The 20,251-nt window shown below is 66.6% G+C and carries 27 protein-coding genes and 1 pseudogene; 20 read left to right on the top strand and 8 right to left on the bottom strand.

Translation table 11 applies throughout. The features are described 5' to 3' along the window. A pseudogene (locus M0L44_RS22280) lies at positions 1 to 719 on the bottom strand (IS110 family RNA-guided transposase); the annotation flags it as partial. Between the two features lie 143 nt (positions 720 to 862). Here M0L44_RS22280 and M0L44_RS18430 point away from each other — a divergent pair. From M0L44_RS18430 to M0L44_RS18395, 8 genes are all read left to right on the top strand, one after another. Continuing rightward, positions 863 to 1,150 carry a hypothetical protein gene (locus M0L44_RS18430; protein ID WP_252771430.1) on the top strand — a complete coding sequence of 96 codons (288 nt, stop codon included), beginning with the start codon at positions 863 to 865 and terminating at the stop codon, positions 1,148 to 1,150. Positions 1,151 to 1,244: 94 nt separating this feature from the next. Further along, a complete protein-coding gene (locus M0L44_RS18425) occupies positions 1,245 to 1,658 on the top strand; it encodes a hypothetical protein (RefSeq protein ID WP_252771428.1) in 414 nt (137 codons plus the stop codon). Positions 1,659 to 1,734: 76 nt separating this feature from the next. After that, complete coding sequence (locus M0L44_RS18420; RefSeq protein WP_252771426.1) at positions 1,735 to 2,484, top strand: hypothetical protein; 750 nt, start codon at positions 1,735 to 1,737, stop codon at positions 2,482 to 2,484. A gap of 75 nt (positions 2,485 to 2,559) precedes the next feature. Next, positions 2,560 to 2,928, top strand: coding sequence for a hypothetical protein (locus M0L44_RS18415; protein ID WP_252771424.1), 369 nt, complete (start codon positions 2,560 to 2,562; stop codon positions 2,926 to 2,928). A 64-nt stretch (positions 2,929 to 2,992) separates the two neighbouring features. Beyond that, positions 2,993 to 3,526, top strand: coding sequence for a GNAT family N-acetyltransferase (locus tag M0L44_RS18410; RefSeq protein ID WP_256490349.1), 534 nt, complete (start codon positions 2,993 to 2,995; stop codon positions 3,524 to 3,526). A 163-nt stretch (positions 3,527 to 3,689) separates the two neighbouring features. After that, a complete protein-coding gene (locus M0L44_RS18405; protein ID WP_252771421.1) occupies positions 3,690 to 4,103 on the top strand; it encodes an SRPBCC family protein in 414 nt (137 codons plus the stop codon). Next, positions 4,100 to 4,504, top strand: a complete 405-nt coding sequence (locus M0L44_RS18400) for a DUF1801 domain-containing protein (protein WP_252771420.1) — start codon at positions 4,100 to 4,102, stop codon at positions 4,502 to 4,504. The genes M0L44_RS18405 and M0L44_RS18400 overlap by 4 nt, the downstream gene beginning before the upstream one ends. Positions 4,505 to 4,549: 45 nt before the next feature. Beyond that, the gene (locus M0L44_RS18395; RefSeq protein WP_252771418.1) at positions 4,550 to 5,212 is read left to right on the top strand and encodes a dihydrofolate reductase family protein; all 663 of its coding nucleotides are present in this window, start codon (positions 4,550 to 4,552) and stop codon (positions 5,210 to 5,212) included. Between the two features lie 37 nt (positions 5,213 to 5,249). Here the strand turns inward: M0L44_RS18395 and M0L44_RS18390 are convergent, their stop codons facing one another. Continuing rightward, the gene (locus tag M0L44_RS18390; protein ID WP_252771417.1) at positions 5,250 to 5,420 is read right to left on the bottom strand and encodes a hypothetical protein; all 171 of its coding nucleotides are present in this window, start codon (positions 5,418 to 5,420) and stop codon (positions 5,250 to 5,252) included. A 131-nt stretch (positions 5,421 to 5,551) separates the two neighbouring features. On the opposite strand from M0L44_RS18390, the gene M0L44_RS18385 reads away from it, so the two are divergent. The 4 genes from M0L44_RS18385 to M0L44_RS18370 all read left to right on the top strand — a co-directional run bounded on the left by M0L44_RS18385 (position 5,552) and on the right by M0L44_RS18370 (position 7,597). After that, a complete protein-coding gene (locus M0L44_RS18385; RefSeq protein WP_252771415.1) occupies positions 5,552 to 5,899 on the top strand; it encodes a DUF1697 domain-containing protein in 348 nt (115 codons plus the stop codon). Between the two features lie 73 nt (positions 5,900 to 5,972). After that, positions 5,973 to 6,422, top strand: a complete 450-nt coding sequence (locus M0L44_RS18380; protein ID WP_252771413.1) for an SRPBCC domain-containing protein — start codon at positions 5,973 to 5,975, stop codon at positions 6,420 to 6,422. Between the two features lie 125 nt (positions 6,423 to 6,547). Further along, a complete protein-coding gene (locus tag M0L44_RS18375) occupies positions 6,548 to 7,096 on the top strand; it encodes a DUF695 domain-containing protein (protein WP_252771411.1) in 549 nt (182 codons plus the stop codon). A gap of 93 nt (positions 7,097 to 7,189) precedes the next feature. Beyond that, a complete protein-coding gene (locus M0L44_RS18370; RefSeq protein WP_252771409.1) occupies positions 7,190 to 7,597 on the top strand; it encodes a hypothetical protein in 408 nt (135 codons plus the stop codon). 52 nt (positions 7,598 to 7,649) lie between these two features. Here M0L44_RS18370 and M0L44_RS18365 read toward each other — a convergent pair whose 3' ends face one another. After that, positions 7,650 to 8,111 carry a hypothetical protein gene (locus M0L44_RS18365; RefSeq protein ID WP_252771407.1) on the bottom strand — a complete coding sequence of 154 codons (462 nt, stop codon included), beginning with the start codon at positions 8,109 to 8,111 and terminating at the stop codon, positions 7,650 to 7,652. A gap of 8 nt (positions 8,112 to 8,119) precedes the next feature. Between M0L44_RS18365 and M0L44_RS18360 the strand changes: the two genes are divergently transcribed. Genes M0L44_RS18360 through M0L44_RS18350 form a run of 3 tightly spaced genes read left to right on the top strand, consistent with a single transcriptional unit; the run spans position 8,120 to position 9,447 of the window. Next, positions 8,120 to 8,554, top strand: coding sequence for a hypothetical protein (locus tag M0L44_RS18360; RefSeq protein WP_252771406.1), 435 nt, complete (start codon positions 8,120 to 8,122; stop codon positions 8,552 to 8,554). Between the two features lie 21 nt (positions 8,555 to 8,575). Continuing rightward, a complete protein-coding gene (locus tag M0L44_RS18355; RefSeq protein WP_252771404.1) occupies positions 8,576 to 8,962 on the top strand; it encodes a VOC family protein in 387 nt (128 codons plus the stop codon). 47 nt (positions 8,963 to 9,009) lie between these two features. Beyond that, on the top strand, positions 9,010 to 9,447 hold the full coding sequence (locus M0L44_RS18350; RefSeq protein ID WP_252771402.1) for a hypothetical protein: 438 nt from the start codon (positions 9,010 to 9,012) through the stop codon (positions 9,445 to 9,447). A gap of 15 nt (positions 9,448 to 9,462) precedes the next feature. Here the strand turns inward: M0L44_RS18350 and M0L44_RS18345 are convergent, their stop codons facing one another. Further along, entirely contained in the window at positions 9,463 to 10,551 is a 1,089-nt protein-coding gene (locus M0L44_RS18345; RefSeq protein WP_252771399.1) for a proline iminopeptidase-family hydrolase, read from the bottom strand. 84 nt (positions 10,552 to 10,635) lie between these two features. On the opposite strand from M0L44_RS18345, the gene M0L44_RS18340 reads away from it, so the two are divergent. Then, the gene (locus M0L44_RS18340) at positions 10,636 to 11,226 is read left to right on the top strand and encodes a GNAT family N-acetyltransferase (RefSeq protein ID WP_252771392.1); all 591 of its coding nucleotides are present in this window, start codon (positions 10,636 to 10,638) and stop codon (positions 11,224 to 11,226) included. A gap of 9 nt (positions 11,227 to 11,235) precedes the next feature. After that, on the top strand, positions 11,236 to 11,856 hold the full coding sequence (locus tag M0L44_RS18335; RefSeq protein WP_252771390.1) for a GNAT family N-acetyltransferase: 621 nt from the start codon (positions 11,236 to 11,238) through the stop codon (positions 11,854 to 11,856). Between the two features lie 26 nt (positions 11,857 to 11,882). On the opposite strand, the gene M0L44_RS18330 is transcribed toward M0L44_RS18335, so the two are convergent. From M0L44_RS18330 to M0L44_RS18315, 4 genes are all read right to left on the bottom strand, one after another. Further along, positions 11,883 to 13,175, bottom strand: a complete 1,293-nt coding sequence (locus tag M0L44_RS18330) for a TRAP transporter large permease (RefSeq protein ID WP_252771389.1) — start codon at positions 13,173 to 13,175, stop codon at positions 11,883 to 11,885. Between the two features lie 10 nt (positions 13,176 to 13,185). Further along, on the bottom strand, positions 13,186 to 13,791 hold the full coding sequence (locus M0L44_RS18325) for a TRAP transporter small permease (RefSeq protein WP_252771387.1): 606 nt from the start codon (positions 13,789 to 13,791) through the stop codon (positions 13,186 to 13,188). An 88-nt stretch (positions 13,792 to 13,879) separates the two neighbouring features. Beyond that, the gene (locus M0L44_RS18320; RefSeq protein ID WP_252771385.1) at positions 13,880 to 14,905 is read right to left on the bottom strand and encodes a TRAP transporter substrate-binding protein; all 1,026 of its coding nucleotides are present in this window, start codon (positions 14,903 to 14,905) and stop codon (positions 13,880 to 13,882) included. A 156-nt stretch (positions 14,906 to 15,061) separates the two neighbouring features. Further along, on the bottom strand, positions 15,062 to 16,069 hold the full coding sequence (locus M0L44_RS18315) for a DctP family TRAP transporter solute-binding subunit (RefSeq protein ID WP_252771384.1): 1,008 nt from the start codon (positions 16,067 to 16,069) through the stop codon (positions 15,062 to 15,064). Positions 16,070 to 16,172: 103 nt separating this feature from the next. Between M0L44_RS18315 and M0L44_RS18310 the strand changes: the two genes are divergently transcribed. Genes M0L44_RS18310 through M0L44_RS18300 form a run of 3 tightly spaced genes read left to right on the top strand, consistent with a single transcriptional unit; the run spans position 16,173 to position 20,092 of the window. Further along, the gene (locus tag M0L44_RS18310) at positions 16,173 to 18,209 is read left to right on the top strand and encodes a PAS domain S-box protein (protein ID WP_252771382.1); all 2,037 of its coding nucleotides are present in this window, start codon (positions 16,173 to 16,175) and stop codon (positions 18,207 to 18,209) included. After that, complete coding sequence (locus tag M0L44_RS18305; protein ID WP_252771443.1) at positions 18,190 to 18,783, top strand: response regulator transcription factor; 594 nt, start codon at positions 18,190 to 18,192, stop codon at positions 18,781 to 18,783. The genes M0L44_RS18310 and M0L44_RS18305 overlap by 20 nt, the downstream gene beginning before the upstream one ends. A gap of 34 nt (positions 18,784 to 18,817) precedes the next feature. Further along, positions 18,818 to 20,092, top strand: a complete 1,275-nt coding sequence (locus tag M0L44_RS18300) for a class I SAM-dependent methyltransferase (protein ID WP_252771381.1) — start codon at positions 18,818 to 18,820, stop codon at positions 20,090 to 20,092. The last annotated feature ends 159 nt before the right edge of the window (positions 20,093 to 20,251 follow it).

Raw genomic sequence — 20,251 nt, 5'->3', positions numbered from 1 at the left:
GGCGGTGATGAAGCCCACGCCCATCAGTTGCATGGCCGCATTGGCCTGCGCGTTGCTGCGGGCGTGCTGGGCAATGCGCTGCTCGCACCAGTGGATCTGCAGGTCCAGGTGGATCCAGTGCAGGTGCAACTGCTGCAAGCCCAGGCGCAGGTCACCGGGCAACTCGTTGCTGGCGTCTTCCAGCGTCTCGCCCAGCTTGGCGCGCAGCTTCTCGGGGCTTTGGGGGAAGACCAGACCGAACTCGCCCAGCAGGCCACGCAGGCGGTTGATGCAGCCGGTGCGCTCGGCCTTGTATAGCCTTCACGCAGGCGGTGCAGGCTCAGCACGCCCTGTTGGGCAGCGGACTTGATGGGCACGAAGCGGGTGCGTGGGCGGCCGGCGGCCTCGCAGATGGCGGCCGCGTCGTTGGCATCGTTCTTCCCACTGCGGCCCTGCACCCGGTAGGGTGTGACGAAGTGGCCGGCCATCAAGCGCGGATCCAGTCCCAGCAGGCGAAGCGCTCGGCCCAGGTGGTGGGCACCACCGCAGGCCTCCATCGCCACCAAGCAGCCCGCAGGCAGCGTGGCCGCCCAGGCCAGGAACTTTTGCGGCGACATCGCCCGGGCCAGCACCACGCGCTCGCAGCGATCCACCGCATGCACCTGGTAGACCTGCTTGGCCAGATCCACCCCCACACGCACGATGACACCGCACGCCGCACCTCGTGTAATCTTGCTCATGGACTTCCCCTTTCCGATCAGATTGAACTTCCGCGAGTCAATCTTGGTACCTCGATACCGTCACAGGACTGGGGGAAGTCCCTTCGTATTCGTCAAGGGGACCTTTCGGCAGGCCCCTGACGTCGAACGTTAGAGGTCAGCCAATGACCAATTATGCGGTTTTCCTCGAAGGAAGCAATTTCAAACTGGAGCTGGAGGGACGAAAAGAGTTTTTTGGGTTTTTCGCGACAGTGCGTGTTGACTCTCCGTCTGCGGAGGATGCGAAAGACAGTGCCATCTCGCTAATCAGCTCTTCGCCAGAACTTCAGGAGGCATTTCGAAATGCTTCCGAGATCAAACCCACTATTGAAGCAAAAGTTGTTCATGAGCTGTTAACTGAAAATCAGATGAAGAACACTGGCTTTACGTTCTTTCTAATGGAGTACGAATGACCTCTAACACTGCGGTCAGGGCCGCTCCCTCCGGTCGCTGGGCGCTGCGCGATAAAACGTCGCGCAGCGCCCCTTACCTACAACGTTGGGCATCATGAGCACAGACCGCGTACTCACGATCAACGACTACTACGACGGCCCTCGCTTGGGAGTCGCCGAGTTGAATGGCATTCCCCATATCTACGAATCCGAGTTCGATCACAACACCGATGAATACGGTGATACATATTTCCTGTCGCCTATCGGCAAAGAACTACTGTCCGCCGTCCTAGAAGACTGGGAAATTTGGCTCAGATGGGAGGCTGCACGCAAACGCGGTGAAGTCGAAGCTGAAACTCATCCAGCCCTTCCCAGCGAGCGCGCAAGGCACGAAGAGCTAAAGGTGTTCGTCGGCACCAAACTTCAGGCCGATCCTGTTGCTCGCAAGAGGTATAGAGCATCCTTCTTGGTGCCGCCTGGAAGTCAGGGCTCTTGGCAAGGAATGCTGGTGCAGTGGGTGGCAGCATGACGCCCAACCCGTCATTGCAGGCGACGGCCCCCGGCCGCGCCTGAACTCCAACGGTTGGGCGTCTTGAGAGGTTCCCATGAGTACTGAAACCTTCTTGTTCCTCGTTCTTGCCGCAGGTGCAGCCTATTGGTACTGGAAGAAGAGCAGACCGCACGTAACGCCAGCGCCGCAATGCAAAGCCCAAGAGCCGCCCTCCCAATCGCCAATACGTGAGCCGGAAGAAGCAGACCCGCTCCTTCGAGCTGTACTGCTTGAGAAAGAACGAACTGATTCCGCCATTAGTGATGCCAGACATCAGCACGAGCGCGAACTCGAAACACGCTTTGCCGATGACATGAAGTTGAAGGAGCGTCTTTCCAAATTTGCACGATCCCAGAAACTGGATTCGGCCTTGTGCGATCTCTGGAAAGAAATCAGGCATTACCCTGCTTGGTCATCTCGCGACGATTTCGAGAATTGGAACAAGCTTCATTTATCAGGGATTTCTGGCTCGAAGGAAGGTGATATCGAATCAGTTGAGTTCTCTCACGGTAATCAACGTTTCAAGATCACCGAACGTCGGTGGTACGGAACCGAAGGGGAACGCTACAGCGATATGTCGCTCTTCGAGGATTCGGAAGAAGTCTTCGCGATTAGCTGTTCAATTCATGACGAATACGATGTCGATGCGTATAGCTGCCACGGCATATCAGCATTCAAGAAACGTGGAAATTGGCCGCAGGTAATCCTCGGGTACAACGCCAAAATTCAGATCGAGCGACAAAATATTACCGATGGATTCAAGTACTTTCGTGCAGACGAAATAAAGTCACGGTTTGAGGAGTAGCCGCCCAACCCATCATTCCACTGGATCTGAGCAAAAAAGCCGCGCAGGCCGGTGAATTTTTAGACGTTAAACTTCATGATCAAGGCATCCGTGGGCAAGCCTATCGATTCGCAGCGCACCTTTGGCCTTGTGAATCTTCCACCGTTCTCTGAACGCCAGCTCATTGGAAACTGGCTCATCGAAGGAATGTCGATGACGCGCAGTATTGAGTTGGCCGAGGGAGTGTATTTCTTGGTGTCTCGTCTTTTTAGCGAGGCCGGGTTGCCAGTTGGAGGTGATCAAGGTCTTCGTCTCACAAGAGTCAGCGATACGGAGTTCCGCGGCGTTCCTCCAAACACCATGATTTATCGTATTGCGTCCTCGGGTGAGTTGCTTTGCCAATTGCATGGCGAAAAGGCGCCGTCCATGCGCGGCATACCGCACCAAGCGTTGTGGCCGCAATGACGTTCAACCCCTCGCTGTGGCGGAGTACATTTGGCACCGCTGAGCTTTGACGTCGTTCGCTCGCATGAACCCCGTTGCCGCGACTGTCTGCGTCTTGGAACCGCTCATGGCTGCCCACGCGAGCGAGATGTTCGAGGTGCTTTCGGATCCGGCCATCTATGAATTCGAGAACGAGCCTCCGGCCAGTGTCGACGCACTGCGCGATCGCTACCGCCGCCTTGAGGCGCGTCGGTCTGCAGATGGGCGCCAAGTCTGGCTGAACTGGGTGCTTCGGCTTCCCGACGGGCATCTGGCCGGCTATGTTCAGGCCACGGTGCTTCAAGACGGCAGCGCATACATCGCTTACGAGTTGGGCAGCAGATACTGGCGTCGCGGCATTGGCAGCTGCGCGGTCGGCGCCATGCTCGTGGAGCTGAAGAGTCAGTACACGGTGTCTCTGGCGGTGGCGGTGCTCAAGGCGCAGAACCACCGGTCGAGGGGTTTGCTTCAGAAACTCGGCTTCCAACGCGCCTCGCCAGAGGATGAAGCACGTTGGCGCGACAGCGATGATGAAGTCGCGTTCACGATGTCCCTTGATGAGGAAGCCCACGCCGCCTGACCTGGGCATCTCTTGGGCGAAGAACTGTGCAGAAGCCCCATCGCATCTAGGGCAAGCCTATGAAGCAGGTAGGGGCGTGACAGGCAGCATGGTGCTGGCCTACGCTTGCCACCTTTGTGCAGCGGCCACGGTCGGCAAGCCGAGCCAGAGCTGGAGACACGACATGAACATCACGGTGGAGACGACGATCGCCGCGCCGGTCGCGCTGGTCTGGCAGACCTGGACGACGGCCGCGGACATCCAGCAGTGGAATGCGGCGTCCGATGACTGGCACACCACCGCGGCTTCCGTGGACCTGCGCGTGGGGGGCACCTTCTCCTCGCGCATGGAGGCCAAGGACGGCAGCATGGGCTTCGACTTTGCCGGCACCTACACCCGGGTGGTGGAGCACCAGCTCATCGAATGCGCCTTTGGTGACCGCAGCCTGCGCGTGGAGTTTCTGACCGGGCCGGATGGCGTGACGGTGCGCGAAACCTTTGAAGCCGAGCCCACGCATTCCGAGGAACAGCAGCGCGCCGGTTGGCAGGCCATTCTGGACAACTTCGCCCGCCATGTGCGGGGCAAGCTGGGCGCATGAGCGCGTCCCGGGTTTCCGATGCGGTCGACGGCCCGCCGGCGGCGGAGTGCATCGACGCACGCATCCAGTCCCTGAGCGACTGGCGCGGTCCCCTGCTGGCCCACCTCAGGCAGGTGATCCTGGCGGCCGATCCGGCCATCGTCGAGGAATGGAAGTGGAACACGCCGGTGTGGTCCTGCCAGGGCATCCTGTGCACGGGCGAGAGCTACAAGAAGGCAGTGAAGCTAACCTTTGCCCACGGCGCGGCGCTGCCGGATCCGGCCCATGTCTTCAATGCCAGTCTCGATGGCAAGGTCCGCCGCGCGGTGGACTTTGCCGAGGGGGCGGTGGTGGACGATGATGCACTGACCGCGCTGGTGCGGGCGGCGGTGGCCTTCAACCGGGCAGGTCGCATCAAGTGAAGGGCGCCCGCCCCGACAAGGCCGGCCATGCAACGGAGGCACACGATGACACGCGTTCGCGTTGAAGGCTTCACCCTTTCGCTCGACGGCTACGGCGCCGGGCCGGATCAGGACCTGGCGAACCCCTTGGGCGTGGGTGGCACGGAACTGCACCAGTGGCTCATTCCCACCCGCACCTTCCAGCGAGCATTGTTCGGGCAGGACGGAGGCAGCACCGGGTTGGACGACGACTTCGCCGCCCGTGGCTTCCGCAACGTGGGCGCCTGGATCCTGGGGCGCAACATGTTCGGGCCGGTGCGGGGCCCCTGGCCCGACGATGAGTGGAAGGGCTGGTGGGGCGACACCCCACCGTACCACGTGCCCGTCTTCGTGCTGACCCACCACGCCCGGGCCCCCATAGAGATGGCAGGTGGCACCACCTTCCACTTCGTCACCGGCGGCATTCACGAGGCCCTGGACCGGGCCCGCGCCGCGGCCGGCGAGCAGGACGTGCGCATCGGCGGCGGACCGGCCACGGTGCGGCAGTACCTCCGGGAAGGGCTGATCGACGAACTGCACCTTGCCATTTCGCCGGTGCTGCTGGGCCGGGGAGAGCCCCTGTGGGCTGGCCTGGACCTGCGGGCGCTGGGTTACCGCTGCGTGGCTTCGGTGGCGTCGGACAAGGCCACCCACGTCGTGCTGCAGCGCCAGGGGCCGGCGCACGCCTGAAGCCGGGCAGGCTGGGCGGGGCTGGCCGCCCTGGCGCTCAGCTCATGTGCGCCTGCTGTTCGGCGCACGCGGTGATGGGGCACGGCTCGCCCGGGTGGCGCCCCAGCGCCTGTGGCAGCGCCACGAAGGCCGTGAACATCACGGGCACCAGGGCCATCAGGGCGATGCGCATCCACGCCAAGGCAAAGTTCTTCAGGTCGGTGTTCATGCTGCACTCCGTTGAATCGGTGTAGACAGCTTGGGGGCCGCAGATGAACGTTGGCTTAGCAAGGTGCCTTCCTTCCTTTGGATTTGCTGATGGCAGCAGGCTTGCTTCGCCATGGGCGCTACGCTTCACCCATGCCCACCTACATCGCCCTGCTCCGCGCCATCAACGTCACAGGCCGCTTCGTGAAGATGCAGGCGCTGGCCCAAAGAGCGGCTGCCATGGGCTGTCCCTTGCCGGCGGGCGCCGAGGTGAACGTGTGCTTCCTGCCCGTGGTGGCCACGCCCGAGCACGCGGCCGCGGTGGCCTTGCTCAAGAGCGACATCGACGACTTCGAGGTCCACGGGCGCGAGGTCTATTGGCGCTGCCTCACCAAGCAGTCCGACAGCAAGTTCTCCAATGCCGCATTGGAGCGCCGGCTCAAGCTCCGGACCACCCTGCGCCGTGCCACCATGTTGCAGGGATTGGTGGGCGAGTTGTGAGGTCCCCGTTCGTCTCGCCCAGTTTGCCCGACCAGCGCAAGCATCATTGCCACACCACCAGGAGCGCAGCAGCATGGAACTGATGGAAAGCCGATCCGACGCCCGCAGCCGGTTCATCCCGGCCAGGCCGGCCCAGGTGTTTGCCGCCATGCAGGACCCGGACCGCGTCGCGCGGTGGTGGGGGCCGGCGGGCTTCACCAACACCATCCACCAGTACGACTTTAAGCCCGGTGGCCGCTGGTTGATGACCATGCATGGGCCCGATGGCACGAACTACCCCAACGAGAGCAGCTTCAAGCGCATCGTGCGCGACCAGCTCTTCGAGATCGAGCACCTGAACGGCCACCACTTCGTGCTGACCCTGGAGCTGGTGCCCCAGGCGCAGGGCACCCAGGTGCTGTGGCGACAGACCTTTGACAGCGTGGAGCACTACCAGCGTCTGGCCGAGTTCGTGGCTGGGGCCAACGAACAGAACCTGGAGCGCCTGGCGGCCGAGGTCATGCGCGTCGAGGGCGCTTCCTGACGCAGCGTCACCTTCTTTCTCCTCAGGCTTGATGACGGCGTGGGCGATCCGCCCTCGAGCCGTTCCAGCATCATGCCGGGCGGCCAAGCGCACCCACCCACGTCAGGGGCTTCAGAGCGATCTTCATGCCGTCACCCTTTGCACAATCTCGCGTGGCGCTGCATCAGCTTGCACAGCGCCTGATGAGGCACGGACTCATCCTTCTGTCGATGGTGATGATGGTGGGGAATGCAGCGGCAGAGCCCTCGGCCGACGCCACAGAATGGGCCACGGCCATCTCCAAGCATGCCAAGGACGGCCGCGTGATCGTCTTTCGGTACGTCACCGAGTTCCGCCCCAGCTTCGTGAAGGCCAGCCTCCCGGATCGCGTCATTCTTGTCTGGCGCTATGAGACGCTCTCGGGTCTGCCGGTGGCCGCAGAGCGGGAGGAAATGGACCGCATGGAAGACATGCTTTCCCCGTTTGTCGAGAAGGTGGGCTTCGGGATGCTTGCGATGGTGTCGACCGGCAACGGCTTTCGCGAATGGACCTACTACGTCCGGTCGGAAGACGAGTTCCTCAAAGCCCTGAACGTGGCTTTGGCTGGGGAGCGGCGCTTTCCCATTGAAGTCCACACCGGGCCGGACCCCCAGTGGTTCACCTATGAGCGGTTTCGGCGAGGGATTCGCCAGTGACCGGCCACGCCCATCCGGCACGTCAGACTGACCGGCAAGCACGGCACCGCACGACGTTGCGATGGCCTTGGGCAGATTGAGCAACGCCACCCCATGAAAATACCCGCCACTTGCCTTGTTCTCTCTCTTCTCTCTGTGGGGGCTTTGCCAGGGCACGCGCAGGAAGACCGCCTGCAGATCGGTTTCCACGGGCCGGAGTCTCCGCTGGGTGCTCGATCGGGCCAGCCAACGATTCAGTCCGTTCAATGGTCCGACGGGGACTTGGGGGTGGTTCTGACTCAGGCAGCACCGTGTGGCAACGTGTTTCCCGTCAACCCGGTGTGGGAGAAGTCCGGCCGCACCATCGTTCTGCGATACGCCTGGAGCACCATGCCCGAGGAAGCAGCGGCTACCGCCCCGCTGTGCCTGAAGCGCTTGCAGGCCTGGGTGTTCAGGGTGCCTGGCGTGCCCTACACGGTGCTGCTTTCGGACTCCATTCCCCTCTTCGGGCATGGCCAATGAAGTGAGCGCTGAGGCGCTCGATGCGGTCGTGCCGCGCAGACGGTCGTGTGTCTCAGGTGGCGGGGTCGCCAGGATCAAAGTCGTCGTCCAGCGCCAAGTCTCCGCGCCGGAAGGCGTCGACGACCGCTTGTGCCTCGGCGAGCTGGGTGCTGGGGACCCGTACGCTGGCACCCCCCACCGCGATGGCCAGGAGCGAGTTGGCCTGGACGATGTTGGTGTCGCCAGCATCGGCCTGTATGCCCGCCGAATGCAGGCAGGCAGACAGCAGGTGGGCCTCGGTCGGCGTCAGGCCCCGCGCCAGGATCACCATGTCACCAAGGTACTCCTCTGGCGGGGCTTCCTGCTCGCGCGCGATCTCCGGGATGGGAAGGCCTCGTGTTCTGAGCTCGGCCACGGCCAGTTCTTGGGCCTCTTCGGTCAACTCCCCCGAAGCGACGCGAGAGGAAAGCGCTTCGTCGGCGAGCCGAGAGAAGAGTTGGGTGAGGTCTGTGCTGTTCATGATCGTCCAGGGCATCATCCGCCTTGTTGCCGCCGCCGTTGCCGACCCGCATGGAATTTCTTCTAGAGCTGCTGCTCGAGATCTTTGGCGAGTTCATCCTGCAATTCGTCTTCGAGGCGATTTCACAGGCCTTTTTGCACCTGTTCAATAGGCCGGTCCGGCCCGAGCCTGGCGGGGTGAGCAGCGCGTGGTGGGCCATTGCGGGCTATGCGCTGCTGGGGGTGGGGTGCGGGGCGTTCAGCGTGTGGCTGTTGCCGCATTTCTTCATCCATTCCCACGTGGCGCGGCTGGTCAACCTGGCGGTCACGCCGGTGCTGGTGGCAGGGGCCGTGGCGCTGCTGGGGCGGCGGCGCAGCCGGCGCGGCCTGGGGGTGGTGCGGCTGGACAAGTTCACCTACGCTTATGTCTTTGCCTTTGCGATGGGCGCCATGCGCTTTGCCATGGGCAGTGTGGGCTGAGCCCGACCTTGGGAGGTGGCGATGAAGCGAGTGACCGGCATTGGTGGCATCTTTTTCCAGGCAAAGGATCCGGTCGCGCTGCGCGCCTGGTACCAGCGGCACCTGGGCATTGATGTGCAACCCTGGGGCGGCGCGACGTTTGACTGGACGGACGCGGCCGGGCAGCCGGTGGCCGGCACCACGGCCTGGTCCATTGGCGCGCAGGGCAGCGCGCAGTTCGCGCCGGGTAGCGCCCCCTTCATGGTGAACTACCGCGTGGCCGACCTGGACGCGCTGCTGCAGGCCCTGCGCGAAGAGGGCTGCCAGGTGCTGGAGAAGACCGACGATTCCGAGTACGGCAAGTTCGGCTGGGTCATCGACCCGGAAGGCCACAAGGTGGAGCTGTGGGAGCCGCCGGCCGGCCAGTGATCGGCCATGTCGGCGGCTGCCATGGCACGGTTTCGAAGGAGCGCGTCATGAGGTTTCCGGATGCGATTCGGCGGGTCCGCGCATGGGGCGTCCTGTCGGTGGGCCTGGCCATCGGTGTCGCGCAGGCGGCACCGCCCCAGCCCGATGCCGCGGTGCTGGCCTTTCTGTTGGACAAGGCCTCCCAGGAGTTCTCGCAGCCGGGGCCGATGCAGCCCAGGCGGATCAAGACCGCACGCCTGGGCCATCTGCACGATGCCCAGGGGCGGGACATGGATCTGCTGTGCGGCCGCTTCGTGCCGATGGATGCTTCCGGCGGCACGGCCGAGGTGCCGTTTGCCACCCTCAAGACCGGCGACTACGAGCAGTGGCTGGGCAGCCAGGCCGCGGGCCTGTGCGCTCAGTCCACCATCACCTGGTTCCAGGGCGACCACGCGCAGGCGCTGATGCAGCGCCTGCAGGCCGCGGCGTCCGCCCCCCGGCCTTGAGGGGGCAGGCGCCCGTCAGGCCCGGCCGGCGTCCACGTCCTTGAGGAAGCGGATCAGCCCGGCCATGTAGGTGGCCTGGTCGTCGTACATGGCCATGTGCGCGCCTTGGGGACAGTGCAGGTAGCGGCCACGCCGCACGCGCTGGGCGATCAGGCGCATCTGCGCGGGCTCCATGGTGTCGTGCTGCGCGCCAATGGCCAGCGTGGGCACCTGGATCTTGGGCAGGTCGGCGATGCGGTCCCAGCGTTCGAGCTTGCCGCTGGCGCCCATTTCGCTGGGGCCCTGCATGGGCACGTAGATCTTTCGGTTCAGGTGCGAGAAGCTGCGCAGCACTGGCTCGGGCCATTGGTCTTCGGGCAGGCGCAGCACATGCTGCACGTAGTAGTGCTGCATCAGCAGGGCTTCGTACTGCGGGTCTTCGAACCGGCCGGCCTGCTCCAGCGCCAGGATCTGCTTGAGCGCGGCCGGGTCCATGGCCGGCATCAGCACCTCGTGGGCATAGCGGTTGTACTCGGGGATGCTGGCCACCATGTTGGAGATGACCAGGCCCTTGAGCTGCTGCGGGTGGGCCAGCGCGTACTCCAGCGCCAGGATGCCGCCCCAGGAGTGGCCCAGCAGGTAGAAGTCCTTCGGCCCCAGGCCCAGGGCCTGACGCACCTGCTCCACTTCGTCCACATAGCGCGGCAGTTCCACCAGGGCGGGGTCGTCGGGCTGGTCGCTGTAGGCCGAGCCGAGCTGGTCGTAGTAGATGAATTCGATGCCGGCCTGGGGCAGGAAGCTCTCGAAGGCCTCGAAGTACTCGTGGGTGGCGCCGGGGCCGCCGTGCAGCAGCAGCAGGCGGATGCGGGGGTTGTGGCCCACCCGCTTGGTCCACACCCGAAAGCGCCCCTTGGGCGTCTGGATGGGCACCATTTGCACGCCCCCGGTCTGGATGACCGGCGCGGCTGGCGTGGCCGGCTTGGCCGCCTGGGCAGAGGGCGCCACGGCGAGCGCGGCGGCGGATGCGGCCAGCGCCCCCAGGCATTGGCGGCGGGTGGGGTCCGTGGCTTGGGGCGCACCGGTGGTGTCGGGTGCGGACGAGGCGGGCAGCGGCAGGGAGGACATGGTGGGTCTTCGGCGGCGCGTGGCGTCGTGGGGGTTGGGGTGTGGACGATGCTAGCCCAGCCGAGGCTCCGCTACATTGGGCCGATGAACGCGATCCGCTTTCCCCTGCTCCTGGACTTCCCGGGCACGCTCCAGACCGAACGCCTGCTGCTGCGCCTGCCGCGCGCGGGCGACGGGGCAATGGTGCATGCCGCGGTGGCCGAGTCCATCACCGATCTGCGCCGTTTCCTGGGCGCCATCCCCTGGGTGGCCGAGGAGCCGTCGGAGCAGGCCTCTGAGCTGTTCTGCCGCAATGGCCACGCCAATGCGGCCGCGCGCAAGGACTTCCCCTTTCTCGTGCTGGACCGGGCCAGCGGGGCCTTCGTGGGCGTGGCGGGCCTGCACCGGCCGGACTGGGCGGTGCCCAAGATCGAGGTGGGCTACTGGTGCCGCAGCAGCCGCACCGGCCACGGGCTGATGACCGAGGCCGTGCGCGCCGTCACGGCCTTTGCCTTCGATCACCTGCAGGTGGCGCGGGTGGACCTGGTGGCCGACGAGGAGAACCACGGTTCACGCGGCGTGGCCCTGCGCGCGGGCTTCACGCTGGAGGGCATGCTGCGCCACGACCGCCGCGGCCCTGACGGCTCCTTGCGCAACACCTGCCTGTACGGGCAGTTGGCGGGGGAGCCGGCGTAGCATCACGGCATGCATGCGCCCGAATCTTGGCAGGGCCTGGCGCCGGGCTGGCGCTTCCAGGCCATGGGGCACCATGCCCGCCCGCTGCGGGCCGACGAGGTGCCTTTGCTGCAGGCCTTGTACGAGGCCAACCCGCTGTACTTCGAGACGGTAACCGGCCGCGGCCCGCGCCCGCACGAGGCCCAGGAGGCCTTTGACGACCGCCCGCCGCCGGACATGCCCTACCGCACCCAGGAATGCCTGGGCCTGTTCCGCCACGACGGCATGCTGGTGGGCGTGAGCATCGTCGTGACGGACCTGATGGCGCCCGGGGTGTGGCATGTGGCGCTGTTCCTGCTGGCCACCGGCCTGCACGGCCATGGCCTGGCGCGGGCGCTGTACCAGGCGCAGGAAGCCTGGGCCGTGCAGCAGGGCGCGCAGTGGATGCGCCTGGGCGTGGTGGTGGGCAACACGCGGGCCGAGCACTTCTGGTGGCGGCGCGGTTTCACCCAGGTGCGGCTGCGCGAGCACATCCTGGCCAGCGACCGGGTGAACACGCTGCGCGTGATGGTCAAGCCGCTGGCCGGACAGCCGGTGGCGGCCTACCTGGAACAGGTGCCGCGCGACCGGCCGGAGACGGAACTGCCCTGAACCGTCTCCGCCCGGGGGGCCGGCGCTCAGGCGCCGGTGGACATGCCCAGCGCGTGGGGCAGGAACAGCGACAGCGTGGGCCAGTAGGTCACCAGCACCAGGAAGCCCAGCATGGTCAGCAGCCACGGCCAAACGGCGATGGTCAGTTCGGTGATGCCCATCTTGGTGATGCCCGAGGCCACGTACAGGTTCAGGCCCACCGGCGGGTGGCACATGCCCACTTCCATGTTCACCACGATCAGGATGCCGAAGTGCACCGGGTTGATGCCCAGCTTGATGGCCACCGGGAACAGGATGGGCGCCATGATCAGCACGATGGACGAGGGCTCCATGAAGTTGCCGGCCACCAGCAGCAGCACATTGACCACCAGCAGGAAGGCGATCGGGCCCAGGCCCATGCCCACCAGCCAGTCGGCCAGCTGCTGCGGGATGTTCTCGTTGGCGAGCACGAAGCTGAACAGCACCGCGTTGGTGATGATGTACAGCAGCATGGCGCTCATGTTGGCCGAGCTCAGCAGCACACGCGGCACGTCCTTCAGGCCCATGTCCTTGTAGACGAACACGGCGATGAAGAAGGCGTAGACGGCGCTCATGGCCGCGGCCTCGGTCGGGGTGAACAGGCCGGTGTAGATGCCGCCCATCACGATGACGATCAGCAGCAGGCCCCAGACCGATTCACGGAAGGCCTTCCAGCGCTCGCCCATCGTGGCCTTCTTCATGCGCGGGTAGCCGAACTTGCGAGCCCGCCACCAGGCGGTCAGGCCCAGCAGGAAGGCCAGCAGCAGGCCGGGGATGACGCCGGCCATGAACAGCGCGCCCACCGAGGTGTTGGTGGAGACGGAGTACATCACCATCACGATGGACGGCGGGATCAGGATGCCCAGCGCGCCGGAGGTGGTGATGATGCCGGCGCCGAACTGCTTGGGGAAGCCGGCCTTGGTCATGGCCGGCAGCAGGATGGAGCCGATGGCCACCACCGTGGCGGGCGAGGAGCCCGACACCGCGGCGAACAGGGCGCAGGCCAGCACGCCGGCCAGGCCCAGGCCGCCGTGCCAGTGGCCCACCATGCTGGTGGCGAAGTTGATCATTCTTCGCGCCACGCCGCCGTGGGTGAGGAAGTTGCCGGCCAGGATGAAGAACGGGATCGCCATGATCTCGAACTTCTCGATGCCGGTGAACAGCTTGAGCGCCACCGACTCCACGGGCACTTGCGTGAACCCGAAGATGAAGGTGAGGACGGTGAGGCCCAGCGCGATGGAGATGGGCATGCCGGTCAGCATCAGGACCAGCAGCAGGGAAAAGATGATGATGCCGCTCATGGTGGGTCCCTCAGGCCTTGGTGGGCTCGGTTTCTTCGTCCAGGCCGTCCACATGGCCGTGGTCGTGGTGCGGCAGCTCACCGGTGCGCACGAAGGTCCAGGCCACCTGCAGGAAGCGGAAGCACATCAGCGAGGAGCCCAGCGGAATGGCGCAGTAGATGATCCAGGTGGGCCACTCCAGGTCGGGCGTGGTGGGGCCTTCGATCATCTCGGAGACGTCCATGCCCAGCCAGCTGGCGAAGGCGTAGTGGGCACCGTTCTCCCACACGAAACGCGCGCCCATGGTGGCCACCGCGCCGGTGAAGAAGGCGCCGGCCAGCAGGCCGAACAGCACGACCTTGCGGCGGTGCTGGGGCTGCAGGCGGTTGATGAGCACGTCCACCCCCACGTGGATGCCGGTGCGCACGCCGTAGGCGGCGCCGAACTTGGCCATCCAGACGAACAGGTAGATGGTGGCTTCCTGCGCCCAGGCGAAGTTCAGGCCGAGCAGCCAGTTCTGCAGCGGGGATTCGAAGCCCACCGCATAGCGGTGCAGCACGGCGACGAAGGTGATGAGGGTGGCGGCGCCCATGAAGGTCGCGATCAGCCACTCCTCCAGGTGATCGAGCCATTTCATGGTGGGCTCTCCTTGGGGGTCGGGTCGGCAGGGGGCGTGAAAAGGCCCACGTCCTGCGTGGGCCTGGGGGACGGTCAGGTCGCCTCGATCACATCTGGGTGGGATCGAAGTGGGTGGCCTTGTAGATGTCCTGGATGGTCTCTTCGCCGATGCGCGAGGCCATCTGCTTGTGCACCGGGAACATGGCCTTCTTCAGCAGGAAGCGCTCGCCCTTGGTGGGCTCGTAGACGGTGGTCTTGCCCGTGGCCTTGACCTTGGCCAGCGCGTCCTGGTTGTCCTTGAGCGCGTCGTCATTGGCCACCTTGGTGGCCTCGGCCATGGCCTGGGTCAGCTGGGTGCGGATGTCGGCAGGCAGGCCGTCCCAGAACTTCTTGTTCACGACGACGGCGTAGCCCAGGTAGCCGTGGTTGGTGACGCTGACGTGCTTCTGCACCTCATGCATCTTCTGCGTGTAGAGGTTGGACGGCGGGTTCTCGGTGCCGTCCACCACGCCGGTCTGCAGGGCCTGGTAGGTTTCGGAGAAGGCCAGCACCTGGGGCAGGGCACCGATGGCGCGCATCTGCGCGTCCAGCACCTTGGAGGACTGGATGCGCATCTTCAGGCCCTTGTAGTCCTCGACGGACTTCAGCGGCTTGTTGGCCGACATGACCTTGAAGCCGTTGTCCCAGTAGGCCAGGCCGGTGATGCCGCGGCTTTCCAGCTTCTTGAGCAGCTTGGCGCCCACGGGGCCCTGGGTGACGGCGTGCAGGTCGTTGTAGTCGTCGAAGATGAAGGGCAGGTCGAAGGCCTCGAATTCCTTCACGCCCAGGGGAGCGAACTTGGACAGCGAGGGGGCCAGCATCTGGACGGAGCCCAGCTGCAGGGCTTCCATCTCTTCCTTGTCCTTGTAGAGCTGGCTGTTGGGATAGACCTCGACCTTCACCTTGCCCTTGGTCAGCTCGGCCGCGCGCTTGGCGAAGAAGTCGGCCGCCTTGCCCTTGGGCGTGTCGTTGGCCACCACGTGGCTGAACTTGATGACGATGGGCGACTGCGCGTGCGCGGCGGACAGCCAGCCGGCGCTGGCCAGCAGGGCGGTGGTGGCGGCCAGGGCGGCGCGGCGGGTGAAGCGGTTCATGGTCTGTCTCCGGGATGTGTGGATCGTCAGCGGCATGGGAGCCATGCCCTGCGTGCCCGGAGTGTGGCGAGGCCGATCCGCAGCCGGAACTGTGGATTTCCACATTCGGGCCGTTTGGGGGCCGTTGTCAAGGGTATACCCCGAGATGTCGACCGTTCAGCGTGGCGGGATGAAGCCCGCAGCACGGTAGGCCGCCTGCAGGGCCGCAGGGCCCACCCGCTCGGCCACCGTGGCGTGCACGCCCATCAGGGCGCGGCGCCAGCCCTCCAGCTCGCTGGCTTGCGGGGCATGGAGACTGACCCGCGCATGGCCCTTGATCTTGCCCAGGGCCCAGGCGTTCTCGGCGTTGGCGATTGTGTTGGCGTAGCTGGTGGCATCCGCCACTGCGCTGTCGAAGACGCCGCGCAGGTCGGCCGGCAGACGGTCGTGGAAGGCGCGGTTGACCAGCAGCGCATAGGCCAGGTAGCCGTGGTTGGACAGGGTCAGGTGCCTTTGCACCTCGGCCAGGCGCTGGGTCAGGAAGTTCGAGGCCGTGCCTTCGGTGCCGTCCACGCTGCCCGCCTGCAGGCCCGCGAAGAGTTCGGAGAAGTTCATGACCTTGGGCTCGGCCCCCAGAGCACGCATCTCGGCCTCCGCCACGGCCGAGGCCTGCACTCGCATCTTCAGGCCCTTGAAGTCGTCCACGTCCCGCAGCGGCTTGTTGGCGCTCATCAGCAGGAAGCCGTTGTCCCAGAAGGCCAGGCCGCGCACGCCGGAGGGCTCGAGCTTGCCGAACAGGGTGCGGCCGAAGGTCTGGGCGGTGTCGTTGAAGGCGCCGCGGTTCTTGAACAGAAAGGGCAGGTCGAAGAGCTCGAACTCCTTCACCCCCAGCGGACGCAACTTGGACAACGAGGGCGCCAGCAGCTGCACCTCGCCGCGCTGCAGGGCGGCCAGCTCATCCTTGTCCTTGAGCAGCTGGCTGTTGGGATAGACCTCCACCCGCATGCGGCCACCGCTGCGGATCTCCAGCAGCTCCTTGAAGCGCAGCGCGCCCTTGCCCTTGGGGGTCTCGGGGGCCACCACGTGGCTGAATTTGACGACCAGGGGGTTGGCGGTCTGCGCCCAGGCGGGCGACAGCAGGCTGGCCCCGGCGGCCAGGGCGGTGCGGCGGGTGATGCAAGTCATGGCGGCAGGGAGTGTGCGAGCCGCATGCCCGGGGCCGACACTGTGGACTTCCACATTTCGGTATCCGTGGGGGCGCGGGCCGCAGTGGCTAGACTCGCCGCTCATGGACCGCACCGGCCCCTATGCACCGTCCCGACCGCAGCCCGCGCGTGCGCTGCCGGCCGCGTTGCGGCGTGGGCTGTGGGCCTGGCCGCTGCTGCTGTCGCTGCTGTTCGTGGCCGGGGTGGTGCTGTGGGCCTACCGCACCGACCGGGAGGAGCAGGAGGAGGCCCATCGCACGATGATCTCGGACGCGTTGAGCGCCGAGGCCCAGTTGCGGGCCCGGCTGGACCTGGAGGCGCTGCACCTGCGCAGCCTGGCCGCGCAGCTGCGCCAGGCGCCGCACGACCGCCCGTTCCTGGCCAGCCGCCCCGAGGTGGAGGAGGGCTTTCGCGGCCTGTGGCTGAGCGTGACCTGGCTGGATGCGGGCAACCGCATCATCGCCCACCTGCCGCCGCAGGAGGCGCCCTTGCTGCCCCTGGGTTCGGACGAACGCGACGGCTTGAGCGCCCACCTCGTGGCCCCGGTGGACCCGGCCATGGCCGATGCGGTGCCGGAGACCAACCGCTTCGACGTGCCGGGCGAGAAGGTGGTGCTGCGCTTCTCGCCGTCCACCTTGCTCAAGCGCGACACGCCCTGGTGGCTGACCCGGCGCTACGAGGTGCAGCTGGTCGACGGCACGGACCAGGTCATTGCCTCGGCCGATGGCCCGGGCACCGGCCAGGCCGTGCCGGGCCTGCGCGACAGCTACCGCGTACTGGTGGGCAGCGGCATGCCGGGGGTGTACCTGCAGCTGACCCAGCGCGAGCTGCCGCAGCCCTGGTGGCAGGGGCTGCCGCTGGTGCTGGTGGGCGGCTTTCTGCTGCTGGTGGGCGGGGCCACGCTGCTGCTGCGCCGGCAGATGCGGCAGGTCAGCGCGGCCGAGGCGGCCTGGCGCACCGAGGTCGCCTGGCGTGGCGCCATGGAGGATTCGGCCCTGGTGGGCCTGCGTGCGCGCGACGCCGAGGGCCGGCTGCTGTACGTGAACCGCACCTTCTGCGAACTGGTGGGGCGCCCGGCGGAAGAGCTGATCGGCCTGAAGCCGCCCATGCCCTACTGGCCGCCGGAATCGGCCGGCGAGGCCATGCAGCGCAGCCGCCGCGGCCTGGCGGGCCTGGCCCCGCGCGAGGGCTACGAGGCCCAGTGGCGCCATGCCGACGGCCACCCGATCGAGGTGATGGTGTTCGAATCGCCGCTGGTGGATGCTAGCGGCCAGCAGATCGGCTGGATGGGCTCGATCATCGACATCACCCAGCGCAAGCGGCTGGAGGAGCGCGAGCGCCACCAGGCCGAGGCCCTGGCCCACCAGGCCCGCCTGACCACGCTGGGCGAGGTGGCCTCGGCCCTGGCCCACCAGCTCAACCAGCCGCTCACCGCGGTGGCCGGCTACAACGCGGGCGTGCTGCGCCGGCTGGAACAGGCCGGCTGCGAGGACACGATGGTGCTGCAGGCCCTGCGGCGCCAGGGCGAGCAGGCGGCCGAGGCCGGGCGCATCGTGCGCCGCATCCGCGAGTTCCTGACCCGGCGCGCCCCGCAGCGGGAGCCGGCGGTGCTGGCCGAGATCGTGCGCCAGGCCGCCAGCCTGCTGCAGCGCGATTTCCAGCGCCAGAAGATCCAGGTGGCGCTGGACCTGCCGCCCGGCCTGCCGCTGGTGCAGGCCGATCCGGTGCTGATCGAGCAGGTGCTGATCAACCTGCTGCGCAACGCCGCCGACGAGCTGGCGCAGCAGCCCGCCGGCCAGCCCCGGCAGATCCGGGTCTCGGCCCAGGACACCGGCAGCGGCTTCGTGCGGCTGGACGTGGACGACAGCGGCCCGGGCCTGGCCGGCCGCACGGCCGAGCAGCTGACCACGCCCTTCTACTCGACCAAGCCCGAGGGCATGGGCATGGGCCTGGCCATCTGCCGCTCGGTGATCGAGGTGCACCATGGCGCTTTCGACGCGGGCATGAGTCCGCTGGGCGGTGCGCGTTTTTCCTGTTCGCTGCCGGTCTGGCGGGCGGATGCCGACCCCGATGCTGGAGACGACTCCGATGACGATGCCGATGGTGCACCTGGTCGATGACGAGGCCGCGGTGCGCGACGCGCTGGGCTTTCTGCTGCAGTCGCATGGTCTGGCGACGGCGGCCTATGCCGACGCCCCCGCCTTTCTGACGGCGCTGGCCGCCGGCCCCTTGCGCGGCTGCGTGCTGCTGGATGTGCGCATGGAGCCGATGTCGGGCCTGCAACTGCACGACGAGCTGATGGCGCAGGGCTTCCGGGTGCCGGTGATCTTCCTGACCGGGCATGGCGACATCCCGATGGCGGTGGAGGCCTTGAAGAAGGGCGCCTTCGACTTCGTGGAGAAGCCCTTCAGCGACGACGCACTGGTGGAGCGGGTGGAGAAGGCGTTGGCGGTGGAGGCGGCCCAGCATGCCGACCAGGCCGCCGGCCACGAGGCGGCCGCGCGCCTGGCCAGTCTGTCCGAGCGCGAACGCGAGGTGATGCAGCGGGTGGCGGCGGGCAAGCTCAACAAGGTCATCGCCGACGAGCTGCACATTTCGGTGCGGACGGTGGAGGTGCACCGGGCCAAGGTGTTCTCCAAGCTGGGGGTGCGCTCGGCGGCCGAGGTGGCCACGCTGCTGGCGCAGATTCGCTGAGGCGGCGCCCCGGGGGCTGACGGACAATCGCGGCATGAGCACCGATGCCGCGGACGACACCGCCACCCCCCTGTCCGATGCCCCCGACGCGCTGGCCGAGCTGGCCCGGCGCGACCGCTTCTTCGACGCCCTCTCGGTCAGCCTGGCCGAGCAGCGCTGCGTCAAGCTGGTGCTGGGCAAACCGCGCCGCAGCGGTTCGGACCTGGTGCGGGTGATGGCCCGGCCGCTGGTGCTGCGTGGCCAGCCCTGCCTGAGCCTGCTGTACCACCACACCACCCGCGACATCACCAAGAACCCGCCGCTGGCCGAGGGCCTGGCCGCGGTGCAGGCCATGCTGGGCAGCGAGTTCAGTCACGCCCACCTGTTCACCACCACCGAGGAGTGGCAACTGATGGTGAGCAAGCGCGGGCGCATCGGCGTCACGCGCAAGGCGCTGCAGCAGCCCGGGGCGGTGCAGGCTGCGCCCGCTGGCCACGACCGCGAGAAGCACCGCTTCCTGAGCCTGGACCTGCCCTTCCTGGAGGACCTGGGCGTGACCGACGCCCAGCACCGCCTGGTGCCGGCGATGGCGCGCAAGTGGAAGCAGATCAACAAGTTCGTCGAGGTGCTGGACCATGCGCTGGAGGCGGCCAAGCTGCAGCCCCGCGACGGCCGGGTCAGCGTGGTGGACTTCGGCTCCGGCAAGGGCTACCTGACCTTTGCAATGCACCACCACCTGACGCAGGCCCGGGGCTGGCAGGCGGCGGTGACCGGGGTGGAGCTGCGCGAGGACCTGGTGAACCTGTGCAACGCCGCGGCACTGCGCCGGCACATGGACGGCCTGTCCTTCGTCTGCGGCGATGTGCGCAGCCATGTGCCCGAACACCTGGACGTGATGGTGGCGCTGCACGCCTGCGACACCGCCACCGACTTCGCGCTGCACACCGGCATCCGCGCTGGCGCGTCCATCATCCTGACCGCGCCTTGCTGCCACAAGCAGATCCGCCCGCAGATGCAGCTGCCGCCGCTGCTCAAGCCCATGCTGCAGCATGGCGTGCACCTGGGCCAGCAGGCCGAGATGGTGACCGACAGCCTGCGCGCGCTGCTGCTGGAGGCCAACGGCTACGACGCCCAGGTGTTTGAATTTGTGGCGCTGGAGCACACCAGCAAGAACAAGATGATCCTGGCGGTGCGCCGCCCCGCGGGCAGCCGGGTGGACGAGGCCCGACGGGCCCAGGTGCTGGGCCAGATCGCCGAGATCAAGGCCTTCTACGGCATCCACGAGCACTGCCTGGAAAGCCTGCTGCAGGCCGACGCCCAGGCTGCCTGAGCCCGGGTGTCCGCCCCCCTAAGGCGACCCTGTTTCGAATGGAAGCCACGGGGTTTGAACTTCGCTTCTGCATGGTAGTCTGACCCTTTCGCCGACCCGGCGGGAGCGTCAAGAGCGCGGGCCGGGTCTTCAGGAACCGACCCGTTCAGGAAGCGATCC

Origin of the sequence: Ideonella oryzae (genome assembly GCF_024055665.1) — a bacterium.
Taxonomy (GTDB): domain Bacteria; phylum Pseudomonadota; class Gammaproteobacteria; order Burkholderiales; family Burkholderiaceae_C; genus Ideonella; species Ideonella oryzae.
This window is presented reverse-complemented; position numbering and strand designations above follow the sequence as displayed.

Bases quoted from the DNA above. Each gene is read 5' to 3' on its own strand.
- M0L44_RS18430 (WP_252771430.1), top strand. From the start codon at position 863: ATGACCAATTATGCGGTTTTCCTCGAAGGAAGCAATTTCAAACTGGAG.
- M0L44_RS18425 (WP_252771428.1), top strand. From the start codon at position 1,245: ATGAGCACAGACCGCGTACTCACGATCAACGACTACTACGACGGCCCT.
- M0L44_RS18420 (WP_252771426.1), top strand. From the start codon at position 1,735: ATGAGTACTGAAACCTTCTTGTTCCTCGTTCTTGCCGCAGGTGCAGCC.
- M0L44_RS18415 (WP_252771424.1), top strand. From the start codon at position 2,560: ATGATCAAGGCATCCGTGGGCAAGCCTATCGATTCGCAGCGCACCTTT.
- M0L44_RS18410 (WP_256490349.1), top strand. From the start codon at position 2,993: ATGAACCCCGTTGCCGCGACTGTCTGCGTCTTGGAACCGCTCATGGCT.
- M0L44_RS18405 (WP_252771421.1), top strand. From the start codon at position 3,690: ATGAACATCACGGTGGAGACGACGATCGCCGCGCCGGTCGCGCTGGTC.
- M0L44_RS18400 (WP_252771420.1), top strand. From the start codon at position 4,100: ATGAGCGCGTCCCGGGTTTCCGATGCGGTCGACGGCCCGCCGGCGGCG.
- M0L44_RS18395 (WP_252771418.1), top strand. From the start codon at position 4,550: ATGACACGCGTTCGCGTTGAAGGCTTCACCCTTTCGCTCGACGGCTAC.
- M0L44_RS18390 (WP_252771417.1), bottom strand. From the start codon at position 5,420: ATGAACACCGACCTGAAGAACTTTGCCTTGGCGTGGATGCGCATCGCC.
- M0L44_RS18385 (WP_252771415.1), top strand. From the start codon at position 5,552: ATGCCCACCTACATCGCCCTGCTCCGCGCCATCAACGTCACAGGCCGC.
- M0L44_RS18380 (WP_252771413.1), top strand. From the start codon at position 5,973: ATGGAACTGATGGAAAGCCGATCCGACGCCCGCAGCCGGTTCATCCCG.
- M0L44_RS18375 (WP_252771411.1), top strand. From the start codon at position 6,548: ATGCCGTCACCCTTTGCACAATCTCGCGTGGCGCTGCATCAGCTTGCA.
- M0L44_RS18370 (WP_252771409.1), top strand. From the start codon at position 7,190: ATGAAAATACCCGCCACTTGCCTTGTTCTCTCTCTTCTCTCTGTGGGG.
- M0L44_RS18365 (WP_252771407.1), bottom strand. From the start codon at position 8,111: ATGCCCTGGACGATCATGAACAGCACAGACCTCACCCAACTCTTCTCT.
- M0L44_RS18355 (WP_252771404.1), top strand. From the start codon at position 8,576: ATGAAGCGAGTGACCGGCATTGGTGGCATCTTTTTCCAGGCAAAGGAT.
- M0L44_RS18350 (WP_252771402.1), top strand. From the start codon at position 9,010: ATGAGGTTTCCGGATGCGATTCGGCGGGTCCGCGCATGGGGCGTCCTG.
- M0L44_RS18345 (WP_252771399.1), bottom strand. From the start codon at position 10,551: ATGTCCTCCCTGCCGCTGCCCGCCTCGTCCGCACCCGACACCACCGGT.
- M0L44_RS18340 (WP_252771392.1), top strand. From the start codon at position 10,636: ATGAACGCGATCCGCTTTCCCCTGCTCCTGGACTTCCCGGGCACGCTC.
- M0L44_RS18335 (WP_252771390.1), top strand. From the start codon at position 11,236: ATGCATGCGCCCGAATCTTGGCAGGGCCTGGCGCCGGGCTGGCGCTTC.
- M0L44_RS18330 (WP_252771389.1), bottom strand. From the start codon at position 13,175: ATGAGCGGCATCATCATCTTTTCCCTGCTGCTGGTCCTGATGCTGACC.
- M0L44_RS18325 (WP_252771387.1), bottom strand. From the start codon at position 13,791: ATGAAATGGCTCGATCACCTGGAGGAGTGGCTGATCGCGACCTTCATG.
- M0L44_RS18320 (WP_252771385.1), bottom strand. From the start codon at position 14,905: ATGAACCGCTTCACCCGCCGCGCCGCCCTGGCCGCCACCACCGCCCTG.
- M0L44_RS18315 (WP_252771384.1), bottom strand. From the start codon at position 16,069: ATGACTTGCATCACCCGCCGCACCGCCCTGGCCGCCGGGGCCAGCCTG.
- M0L44_RS18310 (WP_252771382.1), top strand. From the start codon at position 16,173: ATGGACCGCACCGGCCCCTATGCACCGTCCCGACCGCAGCCCGCGCGT.
- M0L44_RS18305 (WP_252771443.1), top strand. From the start codon at position 18,190: ATGGTGCACCTGGTCGATGACGAGGCCGCGGTGCGCGACGCGCTGGGC.
- M0L44_RS18300 (WP_252771381.1), top strand. From the start codon at position 18,818: ATGAGCACCGATGCCGCGGACGACACCGCCACCCCCCTGTCCGATGCC.